20 protein-coding genes and 1 other annotated feature (1 of these 21 running past the window's edge) are annotated in these 20,332 nt (G+C 61.7%); of the genes, 13 read left to right on the forward strand and 7 right to left on the reverse strand.

Translation table 11 applies throughout. From position 1 onward, the window contains the following. Positions 1-177 precede the first annotated feature (177 nt). The 13 genes from ACEQFP_RS04590 (at position 178) to ACEQFP_RS04650 (ending at position 13,575) form a co-directional block, all read left to right on the forward strand. Positions 178-999 carry a pyruvate, water dikinase regulatory protein gene (locus ACEQFP_RS04590; RefSeq protein ID WP_005293667.1) on the forward strand — a complete coding sequence of 274 codons (822 nt, stop codon included), beginning with the start codon at positions 178-180 and terminating at the stop codon, positions 997-999. A gap of 194 nt (positions 1,000-1,193) precedes the next feature. After that, positions 1,194-2,240 carry a 3-deoxy-7-phosphoheptulonate synthase gene (locus ACEQFP_RS04595; protein ID WP_005285858.1) on the forward strand — a complete coding sequence of 349 codons (1,047 nt, stop codon included), beginning with the start codon at positions 1,194-1,196 and terminating at the stop codon, positions 2,238-2,240. A gap of 180 nt (positions 2,241-2,420) precedes the next feature. Further along, a complete protein-coding gene (gene hutW, locus ACEQFP_RS04600; RefSeq protein ID WP_109610148.1) occupies positions 2,421-3,797 on the forward strand; it encodes a heme anaerobic degradation radical SAM methyltransferase ChuW/HutW in 1,377 nt (458 codons plus the stop codon). Then, positions 3,787-4,317 (forward strand): heme utilization cystosolic carrier protein HutX, encoded by a 531-nt coding sequence (gene hutX / locus ACEQFP_RS04605; protein ID WP_035596853.1) that lies wholly within the window; start codon positions 3,787-3,789, stop codon positions 4,315-4,317. Before hutW ends, hutX begins: the two co-directional genes overlap by 11 nt. Then, on the forward strand, positions 4,314-4,946 hold the full coding sequence (locus ACEQFP_RS04610; protein ID WP_005285848.1) for an NAD(P)H-binding protein: 633 nt from the start codon (positions 4,314-4,316) through the stop codon (positions 4,944-4,946). Before hutX ends, ACEQFP_RS04610 begins: the two co-directional genes overlap by 4 nt. Positions 4,947-5,024: 78 nt before the next feature. After that, a complete protein-coding gene (hemP, locus tag ACEQFP_RS04615) occupies positions 5,025-5,207 on the forward strand; it encodes a hemin uptake protein HemP (RefSeq protein WP_005285846.1) in 183 nt (60 codons plus the stop codon). A 111-nt stretch (positions 5,208-5,318) separates the two neighbouring features. Then, positions 5,319-7,319, forward strand: a complete 2,001-nt coding sequence (locus ACEQFP_RS04620; RefSeq protein WP_370547528.1) for a TonB-dependent hemoglobin/transferrin/lactoferrin family receptor — start codon at positions 5,319-5,321, stop codon at positions 7,317-7,319. Positions 7,320-7,392: 73 nt separating this feature from the next. Further along, entirely contained in the window at positions 7,393-8,439 is a 1,047-nt protein-coding gene (locus ACEQFP_RS04625; protein ID WP_370547530.1) for a hemin-degrading factor, read from the forward strand. Next, positions 8,436-9,269, forward strand: a complete 834-nt coding sequence (locus tag ACEQFP_RS04630; RefSeq protein WP_005285840.1) for a hemin ABC transporter substrate-binding protein — start codon at positions 8,436-8,438, stop codon at positions 9,267-9,269. Before ACEQFP_RS04625 ends, ACEQFP_RS04630 begins: the two co-directional genes overlap by 4 nt. Continuing rightward, complete coding sequence (locus ACEQFP_RS04635; RefSeq protein ID WP_005285838.1) at positions 9,266-10,267, forward strand: iron ABC transporter permease; 1,002 nt, start codon at positions 9,266-9,268, stop codon at positions 10,265-10,267. Before ACEQFP_RS04630 ends, ACEQFP_RS04635 begins: the two co-directional genes overlap by 4 nt. Further along, positions 10,257-11,042 carry a heme ABC transporter ATP-binding protein gene (locus ACEQFP_RS04640; protein WP_370547531.1) on the forward strand — a complete coding sequence of 262 codons (786 nt, stop codon included), beginning with the start codon at positions 10,257-10,259 and terminating at the stop codon, positions 11,040-11,042. Before ACEQFP_RS04635 ends, ACEQFP_RS04640 begins: the two co-directional genes overlap by 11 nt. A gap of 200 nt (positions 11,043-11,242) precedes the next feature. After that, the gene (locus ACEQFP_RS04645; RefSeq protein ID WP_005285834.1) at positions 11,243-12,637 is read left to right on the forward strand and encodes a cytosine permease; all 1,395 of its coding nucleotides are present in this window, start codon (positions 11,243-11,245) and stop codon (positions 12,635-12,637) included. Continuing rightward, on the forward strand, positions 12,634-13,575 hold the full coding sequence (locus tag ACEQFP_RS04650) for a PfkB family carbohydrate kinase (RefSeq protein ID WP_370547532.1): 942 nt from the start codon (positions 12,634-12,636) through the stop codon (positions 13,573-13,575). Before ACEQFP_RS04645 ends, ACEQFP_RS04650 begins: the two co-directional genes overlap by 4 nt. A gap of 237 nt (positions 13,576-13,812) precedes the next feature. Here ACEQFP_RS04650 and ACEQFP_RS04655 read toward each other — a convergent pair whose 3' ends face one another. From ACEQFP_RS04655 to pheS, 7 genes are all read right to left on the reverse strand, one after another. Then, entirely contained in the window at positions 13,813-14,301 is a 489-nt protein-coding gene (locus ACEQFP_RS04655; RefSeq protein WP_047059929.1) for an NlpC/P60 family protein, read from the reverse strand. A gap of 154 nt (positions 14,302-14,455) precedes the next feature. After that, entirely contained in the window at positions 14,456-15,223 is a 768-nt protein-coding gene (gene btuD / locus ACEQFP_RS04660; protein ID WP_005293654.1) for a vitamin B12 ABC transporter ATP-binding protein BtuD, read from the reverse strand. Next, complete coding sequence (gene btuC, locus ACEQFP_RS04665; protein ID WP_097364732.1) at positions 15,216-16,241, reverse strand: vitamin B12 ABC transporter permease BtuC; 1,026 nt, start codon at positions 16,239-16,241, stop codon at positions 15,216-15,218. The genes btuD and btuC overlap by 8 nt, the downstream gene beginning before the upstream one ends. Next, positions 16,228-16,431 (reverse strand): protein DsrB, encoded by a 204-nt coding sequence (gene dsrB / locus ACEQFP_RS04670; protein WP_035597723.1) that lies wholly within the window; start codon positions 16,429-16,431, stop codon positions 16,228-16,230. The genes btuC and dsrB overlap by 14 nt, the downstream gene beginning before the upstream one ends. 89 nt (positions 16,432-16,520) lie before the next feature. Then, positions 16,521-16,817: an integration host factor subunit alpha gene (gene ihfA, locus ACEQFP_RS04675; protein WP_005285818.1), complete on the reverse strand. Its 297-nt coding sequence runs from the start codon at positions 16,815-16,817 to the stop codon at positions 16,521-16,523. 4 nt (positions 16,818-16,821) lie between these two features. Further along, entirely contained in the window at positions 16,822-19,209 is a 2,388-nt protein-coding gene (gene pheT / locus ACEQFP_RS04680) for a phenylalanine--tRNA ligase subunit beta (protein ID WP_370547533.1), read from the reverse strand. A 14-nt stretch (positions 19,210-19,223) separates the two neighbouring features. After that, on the reverse strand, positions 19,224-20,207 hold the full coding sequence (gene pheS / locus ACEQFP_RS04685; protein ID WP_005293646.1) for a phenylalanine--tRNA ligase subunit alpha: 984 nt from the start codon (positions 20,205-20,207) through the stop codon (positions 19,224-19,226). A gap of 111 nt (positions 20,208-20,318) precedes the next feature. Next, positions 20,319-20,332: a sequence feature (Phe leader region), on the reverse strand (it continues 112 nt past the right edge of the window).

The raw sequence follows: 20,332 nt of genomic DNA on the forward strand, positions 1-20,332 counted from the left end.
CCCGAGAAACGATGAGATAAACAGGTGAATAATTTGAGGCAGCATATTGAAAGAAAAGACTTTCTTTGCCAGACCTTAATTAACTGTAGTCTTAAAAATTCATTCGTGCTATTTATCAGCAACCGGGTGGCAAGCCACCCGCCGCGCATTCTTTACCGCCAGCGACAGGAGCCGAGCATGAAGCGTAGCGTGTTCTATATTTCCGATGGAACGGCCATCACCGCCGAGGTGCTGGGGCACGCGGTGCTCTCGCAATTTGCCTTGGAGATCACGAGCTATACCCTCCCCTTTGTCGAAACCGAGGCGCGTGCCGAGGAGGTACGGCAACAGATCGACGCGATCTATCAAAATACCGGTGTGCGCCCCTTGGTGTTCTACTCCATCGTCTCACCGGCCGTACGCACCATCATCGAACGCAGCGAAGGGTTCTGCCAAGATATCGTCCGCGCCTTAGTCTCCCCACTGCAGCAGGAACTCGGCATTCAACCGGTGCATGTCGCCAACTTGACGCATGGCCTAACGGCCCACAATCTCAACCGTTACGATGCGCGTATCGCCGCCGTGGACTACACCCTGGCTCACGATGATGGCATCTCGCTACGCAATCTGGAGCGTGCCCAGGTGATCCTGCTGGGGGTATCGCGCTGTGGTAAGACCCCGACCAGCCTCTATCTGGCGATGCAGTTCGGTATCTTCGCCGCCAACTACCCCTTTACCGCCGACGATATGGATCACCTACAACTGCCGCCGGCGTTACGCGAACATGCCGGCAAGTTGTTCGGTCTGACGATTAATCCTGAACGCTTGGCCGCTATCCGTGAGGAGCGGCGAGAGAACAGTCGCTATGCCTCTTTGCGTCAGTGTCGTCTTGAGCTGGCCGAGGTCGAGGCGTTATACCGCAAGCAGCAGATCCACTACCTCAACACCACCAATCATTCGGTCGAAGAGATCGCCGCCAAGATCATCGACACCCTGGGCCTCAACCGCCGCATGTACTGACCGCCCGCCGCCCTGTGTGCAAGGCGAAAAAAGTGACCGATCGTGCGCTCGCTCACTCGTACTAGTAAGAAAGTACACCAACAGCTCACAAAAGCGGCGGCGCTCTATTGATTTGTCCGGCAATTGCTTTATCGTGATCTCCATCACTTCCCGGTACTCCTGCCGTTGAGAAGACCAGCTTTTTAGAGAACACCATGCACAAAACCGATGAACTGCGCACTGCACGCATCGACACGCTCGTTTCGCCTGCAGAACTGGCGCAGCAACTGCCTATCGATCCCTCGGTGGCGGAACACGTGACAACGTCACGAAAACGTATTGAACGCATCCTGCAAGGTGACGATCCCCGTTTGTTGGTGATCATCGGCCCTTGCTCCATTCATGATCCGGCGGCGGCGTTAGACTATGCCCAACGCCTGGCACCACTCTGCCAGCGTTACCGCGATCGGCTGGAGATCGTGATGCGCACCTACTTCGAGAAGCCTCGCACCGTCATCGGCTGGAAGGGGCTGATCTCCGATCCCGACCTCAACGGTGCCTGCCGCGTCAATCACGGTATCCGCCTGGCCCGTGAACTGCTGCTACGGGTGAACCAACTCGGGGTACCCACCGCCACCGAATTCCTGGATATGGTGACCGGGCAGTATATTGCCGATCTGATCAGTTGGGGGGCCATCGGCGCGCGCACCACCGAAAGCCAGATCCATCGCGAAATGGCCTCGGCACTCTCCTGCCCCGTCGGCTTCAAGAATGGCACCGATGGCAGCACCCGTATCGCCATCGATGCCATCCGCGCCGCCCGCGCGAGCCATATGTTCCTCTCTCCCGATAAAGCGGGGCGCATGACCATCTACCAGACCAGCGGTAATCCATTCGGCCACATCATCATGCGTGGCGGTAAGCAGCCCAACTATCATGCCGCCGATATTGCACAGACCTGCGATAGCCTGCGTCAGTTCGATCTACCGCCTTATCTGATCGTCGACGCCAGCCATGGCAACAGTCAGAAGCAGCACCGCCAACAGTTGGTGGTCGCCGAAGAGGTGGCACGCCAGATCCGCGCCGGTTCGCGTAATATTGTCGGCCTGATGGCCGAGAGTTTCATCACCGAGGGCGCGCAGAAGAACCTACCCGGTCAGCCATTGACCTACGGTCAATCCATCACCGATCCCTGCCTAGGTTGGGCGGAAAGCGAGCAACTACTGGCATTATTAGCCGACGCCGTCGCCAGCCGCCAGTAATCCCATAGCGGGACGTCTATCACGGCGTCCCGCGCCTTTCCTTGCCACGATCCCTCTCCTTACCAGACGATTTTTCGCTTTTTTCTTGACTCAGATCATGATTGATACGCATTGTCGTTGATCGAATGATAACTATTATCATTCAATGCCGCGCAATTCAGATCTTCACGGAGAGTTATCATGACGCTGGACATTACCCCCTATCTGGCCTCCCCCGACGGGATCCCCTTTCCCGATCGTTGGGCCACCATGCCATGGCGCCATCAACAGCCTCTGCCCGGCGAGCAGATCGCGTCGGGCTGGCAAAGGTTATGCCAGCAGCCCCTGCCAGCTAACAAACGTCTGCTGTATGTCCACATCCCATTCTGCGCCACGCGCTGCAACTTCTGTGGCTTCTACCAGAATCGCCTCGACGACGAGGCCATCGCCCGCTACTGCGACTACCTGCAACAGGAGATTGCCCTGGAGTGCGCCCAGCCGTTGCAACAGTCCGCCCCGATCCACGCCATCTACTTCGGCGGCGGGACGCCCAGTGCCCTCAGCGCCGAGCAACTGCGCCGCCTGATCGGCCAGTTGCGCAGCTCACTGCCCCTGGCCGCCGACTGCGAGATCACCGTCGAGGGACGTATTTTTAACTTCGACGCCGCGCGTATCGATGCCTGCCTGGAGGCCGGGGCGAATCGCTTCTCCATCGGCATCCAGACCTTCGATACCCGTTTGCGCCAACGCATGGGACGTCGCGCCGATCGCGATGAGGCGATCGCCTTCCTGCGCGATCTGGCCGAGCGCGATCGGGCCGCGGTGATCTGCGACCTGATGTTTGGCCTGCCAGGACAAACCGCCGCCAGCTGGCAAAACGATCTGGACATCGTCTCGGCGTTGCCGCTGGATGGCGTGGATCTGTACGCCCTCAACCTGCTGCCCTCGACCCCGCTGGCCAAGGCGGTCGACAGCGGTCGCAGCCAGATCGCCGACGCCGCACAGCGCCAGGCATTCTATCTGCACGCGCTGGAGCACTTGGCGCAGCGCGGGTGGCACCAGCTCAGCAACAGCCACTGGGCACGGACCACCCGCGAGCGCAACCTGTATAACCTGCTGATCAAACAGGGAGCAGACTGCCTGGCTTTCGGCAGCGGCGCCGGCGGCCACCTCAACGGCCAGTCCTATATGCTGCAACGCGATTTAACAAGCTATTACCGTTCGCTCGATGCGCGACGTAAGCCCTTGATGATGCTCAGTGCGCCCGCGCCTCAACACCATTGGCGACTGACGCTGCAAGGCGGTATCGAGACCGGTCGCCTAGACTTAACCACCCTGCTGGCCGATCCCGCCCCCTTGTTGCCGCTATTACAGCAGTGGCAACAGTGTGATCTGCTGCACCTCCAGCAACATTGCATCCTGCTGACCGCGCGCGGCCGTTTCTGGGCCAGTAACCTGTTACAGGCGCTACAACAGCTGATCGCTCAACTGCTCGGCGAGCCGTCAGCAATGGACGCGGCGAATGGCCGCACCACTCATCGTTCATCCCGACACGAGGCCCATCATCATGCATCCTGAAAACAACAGCCACTACGCCGAACTTGACGCCTTTCTCGCCACGGCCCCGACCATCACCGTAGAAGAGATCGCCCAGCGTTTCGCCCTATCCTGCCTGGCGGTGCTACGCCGCCTGCCTCAAGTCACCCTGTGCGACGGCGGCGCCTTCGATCAGGTCTGGCAGACCCTGACCGAGTGGGGCGACGTCACCACCCTGATCAACAATCGTGATCTGATCCTGGAGTTCCACGGCCCGCTACCCGCCGGTGCCCACCGCCACGGCTTCTTCAACTTGAAGGGAAGCGGCGGACTGAGCGGCCATATCCGCGCGGAGCGGTGCCACCACATCGCGCTGGTAGAACGCCCCTTCATGGGCATGGCGACGGCCAGCGTCTGGTTTCTCAATCCCGAGGGACAAGCCATGCTCAAAGTCTTCGTCGGGCGCGATGAACAACGCCGCCTGCGTGCGGAGCCGTTGGCTCAGTTCCGCGCCCTGGCACAACGCCTGGCCACGCAAGCGCGCGCAGAGGTGACACCATGACCCCCTGGATCCTCTTCGGCGCCGGGCAAGGCTGCGGCTTGGCGCTGGCGCAACGGGCGGCGGGCGAGCGCCCGCTGTATGCATTGGTACGACGCACAGAGCAGGCGCAGCGCCTGCGTGACCTCGGCGTCCAGGTTACCCTCGGCGACGCGCGCGACGAGGCACTGTTGGCGACGCTGTTCCGTCAAGCCGGTGCAAAGAGTGCCATCCTCTCCACCCTCGGCGGTGGCGGGTGCGACTACAGCGCACATCGGGCGATGATCGACCAGGGCGTCGCTCAGGGTATCCAACGGATGTTGCTCGTGACGTCGCTCGGTTGCGGCGATAGCTGGCCGTTACTCTCACCGGCGGCACGGGCCGCCTTCGGCCAGAGCGTGCGTGAGAAGAGCCTGGCAGAGAGTTGGCTACAGAGTAGCGGCATGCACTACTGCATCCTACGCCCCGGCGGCCTGTTGACGGGCGAGGCCAGCGGGCAGGCTCAGCTTTACGCCACGCCGCGCCACGGTCTGGTGCGTCGCGCCGATGTCGCCCAGTGGATGTACCACTTGATGGCACAGCCGCAAGCCTGGAACCAGATCCATACCCTGATCGATCCACACTTGCAGGCCACGGAACGCCACACCGCGTAAAAATTGCTTGCCGCCACCGGCGGCTTATACGATAATGATTATCATTAAGATAACGACTTAATTTGATCTTACGCGATTATGGAAAAAGTGAATCTCGATTCAGTGCGTAGCAAAACAACGCCAGAGCCGCTCTCAATGCCCGGAGCGATCATCGCCAGTCATCTCCTACTCGGTCGGGATGGCCGAGTGATCATCAGCCACCAGGGAGAGCATTACCAGTTGCGTCAGACGCGTTCAGGCAAGCTGATCCTGACCAAGTAGTTCCCGCACCATCGTGCACCTCGATTTTTTGCCAGCCACCCAGCCCACCCGATACGGTGCGGCAAGGCAGCCAGCATCCCAATGCCGTGATTACATTTGGAGTGTTGAGCCATGCCCCCACTTTCCCGCCCCGCCTTACGTCCGCTCACTCTGGCCATCGCCAGCATCCTACTGACGCCGATGGCGCTACAGGCGGCACCGAGCCACAACGATACGATGACGGTCGTCGCTACCGGTAACCAACGCGATAGCTTTAGCGCCCCGATGATGATCAGCGTCATCGATAGCCATGATCCGGTTGCCAGCAGCGCCGCCTCGGCGCCGGAGATGCTGCGGGCCGTGCCCGGCCTGACGCTGAGCGGGGTTGGCCGGAGCAATGGTCAAGACATCACCCTGCGGGGCTACGATAATCGAGGCATCTTGGTGCTGGTGGATGGTGTGCGTCAGGGCGTTGATAGCGGGCACCTAAACGGTACCTTCCTCGATCCGGCGTTAATCAAACGCGTCGAGGTGGTTCGCGGCCCCGGCGCCCTGCTGTATGGCAGCGGGGCCCTGGGGGGCGTCATCGCCTACCAGACGGTGGATGCCGCCGATCTGCTGGCGCCGGGGAAAACGAGCGGCTACCGCCTGTTCGCCAGCGGCGGCAGCCAGGATAGCAGCCTGGGTATGGGCGCCAGCGCCTACGCCAAGAGCGACACCCTGGATGGGCTGCTCTCCTTCAGCACCCGGCAACGGGGCGATCTGCGCCTCGGCGCGGGTCAGCGTGCCGCCAACCGTGAGGTGATCGGCGACCTGCTGGCCAAGGGCAGCTGGCAGATCGACGCGGCCCAGTCTCTGCGCGCCAGCCTCCGCTATTATGACAATGCGGCGCGTGAGCCGAAAAATCCGCAAGAGATCGCCCCCTCCGCCAACAACGTCATGACCGATCGCGACACGCGTCAGCGCGATATTCAACTGGAGTACCGTCTACGGCCGAGCGAACAGTCATGGTTGGATGCCACGCTGCGCCCCTACTACTCCGATGTCAACATCACGGCCAACCCCGAGGGGGAACACGATGAGCGCCGCACGCAACGAACCACCGGCCTGCGCCTAGAAAACCGCTCACGTCTGCTGAGTGACTCGTCTGCGGCCCATCTGCTGACCTACGGCGGCGAGACCTATCGCCAGAGCCAGAAACCCGGCGGCAACGCAGGCAGCTACCCGCAGGCCGACATCCGGTTCGCCTCCGGCTGGCTACAGGATGAGATCACCTTGCGCGATCTCCCCGTCAGCCTAGTCGCTGGCGCACGCTACGACAGCTATCGGGCGCATAACGACCAATATGGCGACATCAATGCCGATAAATGGTCATCGCGTGCCGCGTTGACCGTCACCCCCGCCGACTGGTTGATGCTGTTCGCCAGCTATGCCCAGGCGTTCCGCGCCCCGACCATCGGCGAAATGTACAACGATGCCATTCACTTCCGCATCGGCCCTTTCACCAACTACTGGCGCCCCAACCCCAATCTGCGCCCGGAGAGTAATGCCACCCAGGAGGCCGGATTCGGGTTGCGCTTCGATGATCTGGTGAGCGATGGTGACACGCTCCAGTTCAAGTCCAGCTACTTCGGTACCCGCGCCAAGGACTATATCGATACCGAGGTGGTTAACAACTTCCACACCTTCCAGTTCTACAGCACCTCGGTCAACGTCAGCGATGTCAAGCTGTGGGGCTGGGACATGAGTCTAGACTACCAGAGTGACGCCTTCAGCTGGCGCTCTGCCTATAACCACACCCGCGGCAAGAATAGCCGTACCGGTGAATGGATCGCCAACGGGACGCCGGACACGATCACCAACCGCCTAGACGTCCCGCTGGCTCATAGTGGCTTCTCCGTCGGTTGGATCGGGACCTTCGCCGCCCCATTCCATCACTATGGCCCACGCAGCCAGCCGCAGGCGGGCTACGGCGTCAACGATCTCTATCTCAGCTACCGTGGCGCGGCAACGGGTGGCACCTTTAGCGCCACGGCGGTACTCAGTAACGCGCTCGACAAGACCTATTACGCGCCGAACGGTGCGTTACAAGATGGGCGCGGCGCCCGTCTGCTGCTGAGCTACCAGTGGTAACCCAATAATAATCAGGGCCGTCGACACGGCCCACGTTCACCTGCACGCTAATCAACGAAGGAAGAGTCATCCCATGAGTCATGCCCTGTATACACGCTATCTGGAAGCCCGCCAACAACAGCCACAACGCTATGCACGCGATCTGGCGCAACACTTAGGCGTCAGCGAAGGCGAACTGACCCGAGCGCGCGTCGGCCACGATGCCCGCCGCCTCCAGGTCGATGCCGCTACCCTGCTCGAGGCCTGTGCGGCGCTGGGTGAAATTAAGGCCATCACGCGCAACGAATATGCCGTGCATGAACATCTGGGGCGTTACACCAATCTGAGTCTGAGTGAACACGGCGGCCTGATCCTTAACCCGCGTGAGCTAGACCTACGCCTGTTCCTGCAACATTGGCATAGCGTCTTCGCCCTGTGCGAACAGAGCGCGCGCGGTGAACGCCTCAGCCTGCAGTGTTTCGATCAATACGGCGACGCCGTACATAAGATCTATGCGACCGAACAGAGTGACATGGACGCGTGGCAGGCACTGGTCGAGCGTTTCGCCAGCCCGGAAAACCCCGCCTTCCCCAATGGCACAACGCCGCCACCCGCCGCCTCCGCAGCCATGCCCACCGTCGATAGCGCCGCGTTGGAGCGTGAATGGCGCGCAATGACGGATGTCCATCAGTTCTTCCCGCTACTCCGCCGCCACGGCGTCACCCGTCAGCAAGCCTTCGCCGCCGTCGCCGACGATCTGGCCTACCCGGTTGACAATGGCGCATTGCAGCAGATCCTGGAGCAAGCCCGGCACGATCAGAATGAGATCATGATCTTCGTCGGCAATCGCGGCTGTGTACAGATCTTCACCGGTCAGATCGCGCAGGTGACGACCCACCAGCAGTGGCTCAACGTGTTCAACCCACGCTTCATCCTGCATTTACAGGCGCCCGCCATCGCCAGCAGTTGGGTCACGCGTAAACCCACCCGCGACGGCATCGTCAGCAGCCTGGAGCTGTTTGCCGCCGACGGTAGCCAAATCGCCCAACTGTTCGGCCAGCGTACCGAAGGCAACGCCGAGCAACCGCGTTGGCGTGAGCAACTGGCGGCACTGGCAGCGCTGACGGAGGTACCGGCATGAGACCACGCCTCCGTCATGCCCTGTGTCTGCTGGCGCTGTTTAGCGTCGGCAGTCAGGCCGCCGAACGTCTAGTGACCATCGGTGGCGATGTAACCGAAATCGTCTTCGCGCTCGGCGCTGGCGATCAGGTGGTGGCGCGCGACAGTACCAGCACCCATCCCGCTGCCGTTAACGCCCTCCCCGATGTCGGCTACATGCGTCAGTTAAATGCCGAGGGGATCCTGGCGCTGAAACCGACACGGGTGTTAGCCAGCGATCAGGCGCAACCGGCTCTGGCGCTGAAGCAGATCCAAGAGGTCGGCGTGCCACTCACCCAGATCGACGGTGCCAACTCGTTAGACGCCGTCGAGGTCAAGATCCGCCAGCTGGCCGAGGCTCTCGGGCGCCAACGCGAAGGCCAGGCGCTGATCGCCGACTACCAGCGGCGTTTGGCGGCGGTGCCTCGCACACCGCTCGCCAGCCGCGTGTTGTTTATCCTGAGCCATAACGGCATGTCACCGATGGCAGCCGGGCAACAGACCGCCGCCGATGCCATCATTCGGGCCGCCGGGGCACAGAATGCCATGCAGGGCTTCAACCGTTACCGCCCATTGTCTCAGGAGGGGGTGATCGCCGCACAACCGGATCTGATCCTGCTGACGCGTGATGGTGCCGCCGCACTCGGCGGCAGCGAGCGGGTCTGGAACCTCCCCGGTTTGGCCCAGACGCCCGCCGCCCGTCACCGGCGCGTATTGGTCGTAGATGACATGGCGCTGCTCGGTTTCACCCTCGGCACACCGGATGCGCTGGCGGCGCTGCATCAGGCGGCCTCACAGGCGCAACACCCATGACGCATCGCTCGCCGCGCCGTACCTTGGCGCTCTTGTGTGCCCTGTTGCTGGTGACCTTGGCGCTCTCCGCGCACCTCGGCGCCCTGCGCCTATCCCCCGTCGCGCTGCTGCGCGACGGGGATGCCCTCCAGTGGCAGATCTGGCTCAATATCCGCCTACCGCGCATCCTGCTGGCGTTACTCATCGGCATGGCGCTGGCGGTCTCCGGCGCCATCATGCAGGGGCTATTCCGTAACCCGCTGGCCGATCCGGCGTTGCTGGGGATCAGTAGTGGCGCCGCGCTGAGCGTAGCCTTGACCATCGTTCTCCCCTTGGCGTTGACACCGCTGCTGGCGCTGTATGCGCAGATGCTGGCCGCTTTCACCGGTAGCCTGGTCATCTCGTTGCTGATCTATCTGCTCAGTCGCGGCGCATCAGTGACACTGTCACGCCTGTTGCTCGCGGGGATCGCCATCAATGCGCTCTGCTTCGCCCTGGTCGGCGTCTTGAGCTACCTGAGCGACGATCAGCAACTGCGCCAATTCACCCTGTGGAGCATGGGCAGCTTGTCACGCGGTGAGTGGCATACCCTCGCCGCCTGCGCCCTGCTGATCTTGCCCGCTTGCCTCTACACCTTGACCCTCGCCCAGCGCCTCAACCTGCTGCAACTCGGCGACGAGGAGGCGCACTACCTCGGCCTCGATGTGGCGCGCACTAAACGCCTGCTACTGCTGCTCAGTGCGCTGTTGGTCGGGGCCGCCGTCGCCGTCAGCGGCGTCATCGGCTTCATCGGTCTGGTGGTGCCTCATCTGTTCCGTCTCCGCCTGGGTGCCGACCACCGCTGGTTGCTGCCCTGCTCGGCGCTCGGCGGAGCCTGCCTGTTGTTACTGGCCGATACCCTGGCGCGTACCTTGGCCGCGCCAGCGGAGATGCCGGTCGGCATGCTAACCAGTCTGCTCGGCGGCCCCTATTTTCTCTGGTTGATATTACGTTATCGGGAGATAACTCATGGCGCATGACCCAACCTTACGCGCAGAGCAGATCGTCTTGCGCGCGAACGGGCGCACCCTGATCGATCGGGTCTCGTTGAGCCTGGCCTGTGGCGAGCTGGTGGCGATCATCGGCCCCAACGGAGCCGGGAAGTCTACCCTAATGCGATTGTTGGCCGGTTATCTACACCCTGATGCGGGACGCTGCACCCTGCTGGGGCGCGATCTCGCCGACTGGCCCGCCCAGCAGTTGGCGCGCCGTCGGGCGGTGATGCGCCAGCATAGCGCGCTGGCCTTTCCCTTCAGTGTACGCGAGGTGATCGCCATGGGACGGGCGCCCTGTCCCACCGGGCATCATCCCCAGGCGCTGCAGCGGGTAATGCAGCAGAGCGGCTGCCTGCCGTTGGCCGACCGTGACTACCGCACCCTCTCCGGCGGTGAGCAGCAACGGGTGCAATTGGCACGCGCCCTGGCGCAGTTATGGCAACCCGATCCCCAGCCGCGCTGGCTGTTCCTCGACGAACCGACCTCGGCGCTCGATCTCTACCATCAGCAACAACTGTTGCGCCTGTTACACGGGATGACACGGCGTGAGCCGCTCGCGGTCTGTTGCATCCTGCACGATCTCAACTTAGCGGCGCTGTACGCCGACCGTATCCTACTGCTGCATCACGGTGAACTGGTCGCCAACGGCCCGCCGGAACAGGTATTGGACCCGGCGCTGCTCAGCCGTTGGTATCAGGCCGATCTCGTCGCTGGACGCCACCCCGAGAGTGGTGAGCCCCAGATCCATCTCCGCCGTTGAGGCTCTCTCCCGCGCCGGCCCGCCGGCGCCTCTCTCATTATGTTTCTTGATGGTTTTATATTGGCATCCTTAAGTGGGATCAGTAGACTGTGCGCGCATGGATTTTCCCCCTCCGCTGCGCGGCGCCGTCACACGGGAAGGGGGTCGACAACTGGTTACGGTGTGTTAGCACGCGTCAACAACAGGGAGTGATTTGAATAATGAGTGACACTAACGCGAATTCGGCCTGGCAAGTCGAGGAGATCGGTATCGATCGAGTTCCCGAAGCGGCCTGCCGCAGTACCCCCAGTGAGCTGTTTTGGGTCTGGTCGGCGGCGAACATCGGGATTCTCGGGGTCGTCTACGGCGCCATCATCGTCAGCTTCGGTCTCTCTTTCATCCAAGCCATTCTGGCCGCGCTACTCGGTGTATTGAGTTTCTGCCTGGTCGGTTACTTCAGCTTCGCCGGTAAGATCGGCCGTACCTCCACCCTGACCCTCTCCCGCGCCATCTTCGGTATCCGTGGCAACATCGCCCCCACGCTATTCAGTTGGATCAACCTGATGGGTTGGGAGGCGGTGAATATCATTACCGGCACCTTGACCCTGGCGGCCTTGCTACAAGCCTGTGGTCTACCGAGCGGCCATGGCCTGACCCTACTCTGTCTGGTCCTGTTCGCCGGGTTAGCGATCGCCGTCAGCCTCCTCGGTCAAGCCGCCGTGGTCGCTATTCAGCGTTGGTTTACTCGCATCTTCGGCAGCATGACGCTGATCGTGGTCGGCTATATCCTGTTTACCACCCCTTGGCAAACGGTATTGGCCATGCCCAGCGGTGACTGGTTAACCGCCTTCCTACCGGCCGTCTCGGTGATCGCCGCCGGGACCGGCATCAGTTGGGCCATCGCCGGGGCGGATTACAGCCGCTACCAGTCGGCCAAGAGCAAGAATAGCCATATCTTCGCCGCCGTCAGCGGTGGAGCCGCCCTGCCGCTCTGTCTATTAATGTTGGCCGGTATCCTGCTTTCTGCCCGACTGCCCGATCTGGCGGCGGCGGAAAACCCGATCGCCCTGATCGGCTCGGTGCTGCCGCCGTGGATGGCCATCCCCTATCTACTGGCCGCCACCGCCGGTATCGTGACCATCGCCGTCCTCAGCCTCTACTCCGCCAGCCTCAACCTGTTGACCATCGGGGTGCGCATTCGCCAAATCTGGGCGGTGACGCTCGATGCGCTGATCGTGTTGGGTATCGCGCTGTATATCTTGTTCGTCGCCGGCGACTTCATGGGGCCGTTCATCGCCTTCCTGCTATGCTGCGGCGTATTCCTCGCCGCCTGGGAGGCCATCTTCCTGGTGGATTACGTCTGCCTACGGCGCCATCAAGGCTATCAGGATAGTCAACTGTTCGATCTGCAAGGTCCCAACGCCGGCGTGCGCGTCGGCCCGTTGCTCTGTTGGCTGTTCGGTGCCCTGGGCGGCCTAATGGTGACGCGTACCGGCTTTATTGACGGCCCCCTGGCATACGGCGTCTTCGCCGACTCCAGCCTGGGACTGTTCGTCGCCTTCCTGATCAGCCTGGTGAGCTATAGCCTACTGGTCACGCTACGGGGGCGCGCATGACGGCCTTGATGACCCCTCGCCCGGTGTTAGTGATCGGCGGCGCCATCGGCGACCTGATCCTGACGCTGCCCCGTCTGCCGCTGCGTGGCGAAGATATCGCGGCCGAGGAAGGTGGGCGCGCCATCGGAGGTTGTGCCTTTAACGTGGCGCGCGCCCTGCGCCGCCTCGACTTACCGGTGATCAATGGCATGCCGGTCGGCAATGGCCCTTGGGGTGCCCTCGCCGAACAGGCGATGGCGGCCTTGGCACTACCGGTATTGCTGCGTGACTCCCAGCGAGACAACGGCTGGTGCCTGGCCTGTGTCGAGGCGGACGGCGAGCGTACCTTCATCAGCATCGCCGGCTGTGAGACCCATTGGTCTCACGAGCAACTGGCTCACATCCCCCTGCCGCCAGGGGCGTTGGTCTATCTGAGCGGTTATGAGCTGGCGGAGGCGCATTGCCAGGCGCTGCGTGACTGGCTATACCGCTTGCCCGCGCATTGCACTCTGCTGTTGGATCCGGGACCGCGGCTACCCGCCTTGCCCGCCGAACTCTGGGATCGGCTCCCCGCCGGCAGCGTGTTGACCCTGAATCGTGACGAGATCGCACAGCTGTGCGGAGAGGGTGATCCGGTCGCGGCGGCAGCCGACTTCGCCCGGCGTCATGCCATCCACCTCATCTGTCGTCTCGATGCCAACGGTGCCTGGTTGTGCAGCCCCGAGGGTGGACAGGGCCATCTGCCCGCCTATGCGGTGCAGGTGGCCGATACCATCGGCGCGGGCGACGCGCATTGCGGCGGCGTGCTGGCCGGTCTGGCGCTCGGCCTCACGTTACACCAGGCCGTCGATCTCGGTAACCGCGTCGCCGCCTATGTGGTCAGCCGTCCGGGCCCCGATGGCGCGCCGACGCGTGCGCAATTGCAGCACGCCTTCCCCCAGGCGGCCCCGCTGCTGTAACGTTACCCGGCGGCGCGCATTCCGCCGCCGCTATTCACCCTCGATGAGGTTGCACGTCGTTTGCGGCGCACGCTGAGCGATAAACGACCGGGTCGCCACGCGAAGAGAGTACGAGGCGTCTGCGCCTAGCGCCAACGGCGACACAACGCTGGGCGCACAGCGCGATCAGGATGCGTGAGAGGGCGAACGCGAAGCCGGTAGCACAACCGCTGGCTTCGCACCCTTGATGAGATGAGGTTACAGGCGGCGGGCCTGCCAGTAGACATTACGCCAGTAGACGTTATCCAGCGAGGAGCGCGTTACACCCTGTGAGGTAGAGGCGTGAATGAAGGTATCGTCGGTATCGTAGATCCCCACATGTAATCCATTCTCCCCCCGCCCCGTGCGGAAGAAGACCAGGTCGCCAGGCAGCAGATCGGCGCGCGCGACGCGGGTTCCTAATGCAGTTTGCTCCTGCGTGGTGCGCGGCAGCTGAATGGCAAAACGATCACGGAAGGTACGGTAAACAAAGCCGGAACAGTCGACGCCGTTGCGCTCCAAGCCGCCATAGCGATAAGGCGCACCATGCCACTGCTGCAATTGATCATTCAACTGCGCGACCACCATGATGGGATCGCCCAGTCGCGTGCTGGTTGGCGCGGTGCGGTGTTGGCTGCTACAGCCCGCGAGGAATAACGCGATGCCACACAATAATCCGTAGCGATATCTCGATGCCAGTCGACTCATCTCCCTAGAACCTCTGTGATGCCGCGATTGCCTCTGGACCGACGACGAGCCGGCAAATGGAATGAACAAGGCGTTTTCTGCTGCCGAATCAAGCGATACCGCGATGGCAGCCACCGCTAAATCATGACAAAAGCGGCGCGTCGGTCAAGCTTTTTTAACACGATTGATAGTAGAGCCAGTCGCGATCACCACCGCGCGCACGGGTAAAGGGGACACCGAACAAGTCACTCAACGCCGCCAACTGCATCACCGTCGAGGTCGGCCCCTGCGCCAATACCCGCCCCTGCCCGACCATCCACACCTCATCGGCATGAAACAAGGTGTGATTCAGATCATGGGCACTGGCAATCACCGTGATGCCATGGCCGCATAACTCGGCGAGTAGCCCATCCAACGCCGCCTGTTGGCGGATATCCAAGCCGCTCATCGGCTCATCCAATAGCAGCAAACGCGCAGAGGGATTGAGCGTCGGCCAGATCTGGAGCAGCACCGCCGCCAGGCGTACGCGCTGCCATTCTCCCCCGGAGAGCTGGCTCAAGGGCCGACTCAGCTTGTCCGTCAGACTCAGGCGTGCGCTCAACGACGCTAAGTGCTGATCCAACGCCGCCGCCGAGGCTCCTCGCGGGGCATACAATCCCAGGTAGGCGAAGACCGGCATCAACCCGGTCGGTAACTGCTGCTGTACCAGACAGGCGCGCCGCCGCGCCTGCTGAGCACTCGACATCGCTAACAGTGCTTGCCCCTCCAGCCACGCCTCCCCATGCCCCTCCAAGAGACCGGCTAGCCGTAGCAAGAGTGTACTCTTACCCGCCCCATTCGGGCCGATCAGATGTACCAGCCGCCCAGCGGCCAGTTCGGCATCGAAGGGCGCCAAACGCCCACTCACCGCCAGACGCTCGATACGCAACATCGGCTCAGCCATCGCGTCTCCCCGCCGTGCGACGCAGCAGCATCCAGATAAACAGCGGCGCGCCGATGGAGGCCGTCACCACCCCGATGGGTAGCTCGGCGGAGAATAACGCCACCCGCGCCACTACATCCGCCAACAACAGTACCGCCGCACCGGCCAAGGCGCAGGCGGGCAATAGCCTGCGATGCGCGGTGATCCCCCATAGGCGTAACATATGCGGCACCACCAGCCCGACAAAACCGATCACTCCGGCCAAGGCCACGCTCACCCCGACCAGCCAGCCGATGGCCAACACCAGCAGGCTACGCCAATAGGCCATCCCCAGGCCGAGCTGGCGCGCCGGCAGCTCCCCGAGCGCCAGCAGATCCAGCGTCGCACCGCAACGCAGTAACCACAACAATACCGGTAATAGCGCCGCCACCAACCAGCTCTGACGCCAATCGACACCGCTAAAGCCCCCCATCAGCCAGTAGAGCAACTGACGGAGATCCAGACTGCTGCTGAAATAGACCGCCCAGGTCATGACGGCGCTACAGGCGATACCCAGCGCCACACCGATCAGCAACAGACGCGCGTTATCGATCCGCCCGCGCCGCGCGAACAACAGTAACAACAGGGTCGCCCCCAAGGCACCGACGATGGCCAAGGCGCTCAATTGCCAGAGCGGCAACATGCTTGGCCCCAACAACACCGCGATCACCAAGGCGACACCAGCGCCATTAGAGACGCCCAGCAACCCCGGCTCCGCCAAGTGATTATCGAATAAGGCCTGCATCACCGCGCCGCTGACGGCCAGCGAGGCGCCGACCGCCATCACCGCCAAGATACGCGGCAGGCGCAGCTGGCCGACGAAGAGTTGCCCCTGGGCGGAGAACCAACGCGTCGGCCATAGCCAGACGTCGCCGGCGCTCAAGCCCAGCAGTAACGCACCGAGCAACAGCAACGCTAACCACAACAAACGTCGCCGATCATGACGCCGTTGGCGGCGCAGCAGCGTGCTGAGATGGGAGGGGTCGTCAGACGGGAGCATCATCGTCATAGGGTTCGACAAAGATCCCCTGGTCGCCGCCGATCTCGTTAAAGAACCAAATCCCATTCGGGTAGTCCTCCAGCGCGATCAGATACATGGTTCCCTCACTAAAGGGTTCCAACGCCAGAATACGCCCAATGCGGCGCGGCCCCCCATCCGTCTTTACGCTAACTTTGTCGTTAACTTGCATGGTTAATGCCTCTGTGTGCGCCGCGCAAACGGCTGAATGTCGCAAGAAAAAGGCCACCTAAAGGCGGCCTTTTGTCCTGTTTGCCTGATTTAGTCCTTGGGTGTAGCGTTCTCGACCCGGCTCTTTAACTTCTGCCCTGGACGGAATGTCACCACACGGCGCGCCGTAATCGGGATATCTTCCCCGGTTTTCGGGTTGCGCCCCGGCCGCTGGTTCTTGTCGCGCAGATCGAAGTTGCCGAAACCGGACAACTTCACCTGCTCGCCATTCTCCAGGGCGCGGCGAATCTCTTCGAAAAACAGCTCGACGAGGTCTTTGGCATCCCGTTTACTCAGCCCAAGCTTTTCAAACAGGTGTTCAGACATTTCAGCTTTTGTAAGCGCCATAGGTTTAATCCCTCAAGGATGCTTGGAATCGCTGTTTTAACGCCTCTACACATTTGGCGACGGTAGCGGCAATTTCCTCTTCTTCCAGTGTACGCGTGGTATCCTGCAGCACCAGACTGATCGCAAGGCTCTTATAACCCTCCGCAACACCCTTACCACAATACACGTCAAATAAGTTTACGCCAACTACCTGATTTGCGCCAACTTTCTTACATTCGGCTAAAACTTCTTCTGCCGGCACATTTTCGGCCACGACAACCGCGATATCACGGCGGTTCGCCGGGTAGCGAGAAATCTCGCGCGCCTGCGGAATTCGGCGATCGGCCAGGGCATCCCAACGCACTTCGAACACCACCGTACGACCATTGAGATCGAGTTTACGCTCCAATTCAGGATGTACAACCCCAATGAAACCAATACGTTCGCCTTGCAGATACAGCGCGGCACTCTGCCCCGGATGCAGTGCGTCATGCGCCTCGGCGCGGAACTGTACCTCATCCAGCTTACCGGTCAGCTCCAGTACCGCCTCCAGATCTCCCTTCAGATCATAGAAGTCGACGGCCTGACGCTCCATCCCCCAATGTTCTTCGTTACGCGGACCGGCAATCACCCCGGCCAGCATCATATCCTGGCGAATACCCAGGTTGGCACGCTCGTCCGGGACAAAACGCAGGCCAGTTTCGAACAGACGCACGCGGGTCTGCTGGCGATTCTGGTTATACACCACCGCGCCCAGCAAACCACTCCATAGCGATAGACGCATCGCGGACATGTCGACGGAGATCGGGCTCGGCAGGATCAGCGCCGGCTGTTGCGGATGCAACAAGGCCTGAACTTTCGGGTCGACGAAGCTGTAGGTGATCGCCTCTTGATAGCCACGGTCCACCAACAGCGTCTTCACGCGCTTAAGCGGCAGATCCGCCTCGCGGTGTGCCGTCATCACCAGATCGGCGCGCAGCGGCACGTCCGGGATGTTGTTGTAACCGTAAACACGCGCCACCTCTTCGATCAAATCTTCTTCGATGGTCATGTCGAAGCGCCAGCTCGGCGCCAGCGCCTGCCAGCCACCCTCGACCACGTTCACCTGGCAACCCAGGCGTTGCAGGATCGCCAACACCTGCTCATCGCTGATAGGATGACCGATCAGACGATCCAGCTTGCTGCGTTGCAGGGTGATGGTCGCCGGCTGCGGCAGATAGGCGTCGCTGCTCACGTCGATCACCGGACCGGCCTGGCCGCCACACAGCGCCAGTAGCAGTTCGGTGGCTCGCTCCATCGCGCGCTGTTGCAACTGCGGATCGACACCACGCTCATAGCGGTGTGAGGCATCGGTGTGCAGGCCGTAACGGCGAGCACGCCCGGTGATGGTCAGCGGATTAAAGTAGGCGCACTCTAACAGCACGTCACGGGTTTCACCGTTGACGCCGGAGTGCTCTCCGCCGAAGATGCCAGCCAGCGCCAACGGCTGCTGATGGTCGGCAATCACCAGGGTATCGCTGGCCAAGGTGGCTTGGTTACCATCCAGCAGGGTCAGGGTCTCCCCCTCACGCGCCATACGCACCACGATGCCACCTTGCAGGCGGTTGAGATCGAAGGCGTGCATCGGCTGTCCCAGTTCTAACAGGACATAGTTGGTGACGTCGACCACCGCATCGATGGAGCGGATGCCACAGCGGCGCAGCTTCTCGCTCATCCACAACGGCGTCTTTGCCGTCACATCGATGCCGCGCACCACACGGCCCAGATAACGCGGGCAGGCTTCCGCCGCCTGCACCTCGATCGGGAAGCGATCATCGATGCTGACCTCGACAGGCGCCTGTGCCGGGACCGCCAGCGGCAGATCGTTCAGCACCGCTACATCGCGGGCGATACCGAGGATGCCGAGGCAGTCGGCACGGTTCGGCGTCACGCTGATCTCGATGGTGTTATCGTCCAGCTTCAGGTAGTCACGCAGATCGCAACCCAGCGGCGCATCCACCGGCAGCTCGATGATGCCATTGTGATCGTCGCTAATCCCCAGTTCAGAGAAGGAGCACAGCATCCCTTCCGAAGGCTCACCACGCAGTTTGGCCGCCTTGATCTTGAAGTCGCCCGGTAGTACCGCGCCGATGGTGGCGACCGCGACACGCAGTCCCTGGCGACAGTTCGGTGCGCCACAGACGATGTCCAGCAGACGTTCGCCGCCGACATTGACCTTGGTGACTCGCAGCTTGTCGGCGTTCGGGTGTTGGTGGCATTCGACCACTTCGCCGACCACGACGCCGTGGAAGGCCCCGGCTACCGGCTCCACGCCGTCCACTTCCAGACCGGCCATGGTGATTTGTTCGGACAGCGCCGCGCTGTTAATGGCAGGATTCACCCACTCGCGCAACCAAAGTTCACTGAATTTCATGTGTTAATCCCGCCTTATTTGAACTGTTTGAGGAAACGCAGATCGTTTTCGAAGAATGCGCGCAAATCGGTGACACCGTAACGTAACATCGTCAGACGCTCCATGCCCATCCCGAAGGCGAAGCCGGAGTAAACCTGCGGATCGATGCCGACGTTGCGCAGGACATTAGGGTGCACCATGCCGCAACCCAGCACCTCCAACCACTTACCATTTTTACCCATGACATCCACTTCGGCGGAGGGTTCGGTAAAGGGGAAATAAGAGGGACGGAAACGGATCTGGAGATCCTGCTCAAAGAAGTTACGCAGGAAGTCATGCAACGTCCCTTTCAGGTTGGTGAAGCTAATGTCTTTATCGACGATCAGCCCTTCCATCTGATGGAACATCGGAGTATGCGTCTGATCGTAGTCGTTACGATAGACACGACCCGGCGCGATGATACGGATCGGCGGCTGCTGATCACGCATGGTACGGATCTGCACACCAGAAGTCTGGGTACGCAGTAGACGCGTGGCGTCAAACCAGAAGGTATCGTGATCGGCGCGGGCCGGGTGATGCGCCGGAATGTTCAGCGCATCGAAGTTATGGTAGTCGTCCTCGATCTCCGGACCGGTCGCCACGGCGAAGCCCAATTCGGCGAAGAAGGATTCGATGCGTTCGATAGTCCGCGTAACCGGATGCAGGCCACCATTCTCCATGCGTCGTCCCGGCAGGGAGACATCGATGGTCTCCTCGGCCAGACGTGCGTTCAGTGCCGCCGCTTCTAACGCCGCCTTACGGGCGTTCAGCGCCTCCTGCACCTCCTGCTTAGCCTGGTTGATCACCGCCCCGGCCGCCGGGCGTTCTTCTGCCGGCAGCTCGCGTAGCGACGTCATTTGTAAGGTTAAATGACCCTTCTTACCCAGGAACTCGACACGCACGTTATCCAGCGTGGCGACATCCTGGGCACTCTCTACGGCTGCCTTCGCCTGGGCAACCAACTCGGCGAGATGTGACATGAATTTCCTCTTCTTCCGGCCAGTATGGCCCGATGGTCGATGTTGAGCGATGAGTAGCTCATCGTATGACGGCACGCGCCCTCTTCGTCTGCGGAGCCGTGGCGCCGCGCTAAAAAAAAAGCCTC

This window comes from Edwardsiella sp. A.80236 (assembly GCF_044540725.1).
GTDB classification, from domain to species: Bacteria; Pseudomonadota; Gammaproteobacteria; order Enterobacterales; family Enterobacteriaceae; genus Edwardsiella; species Edwardsiella tarda.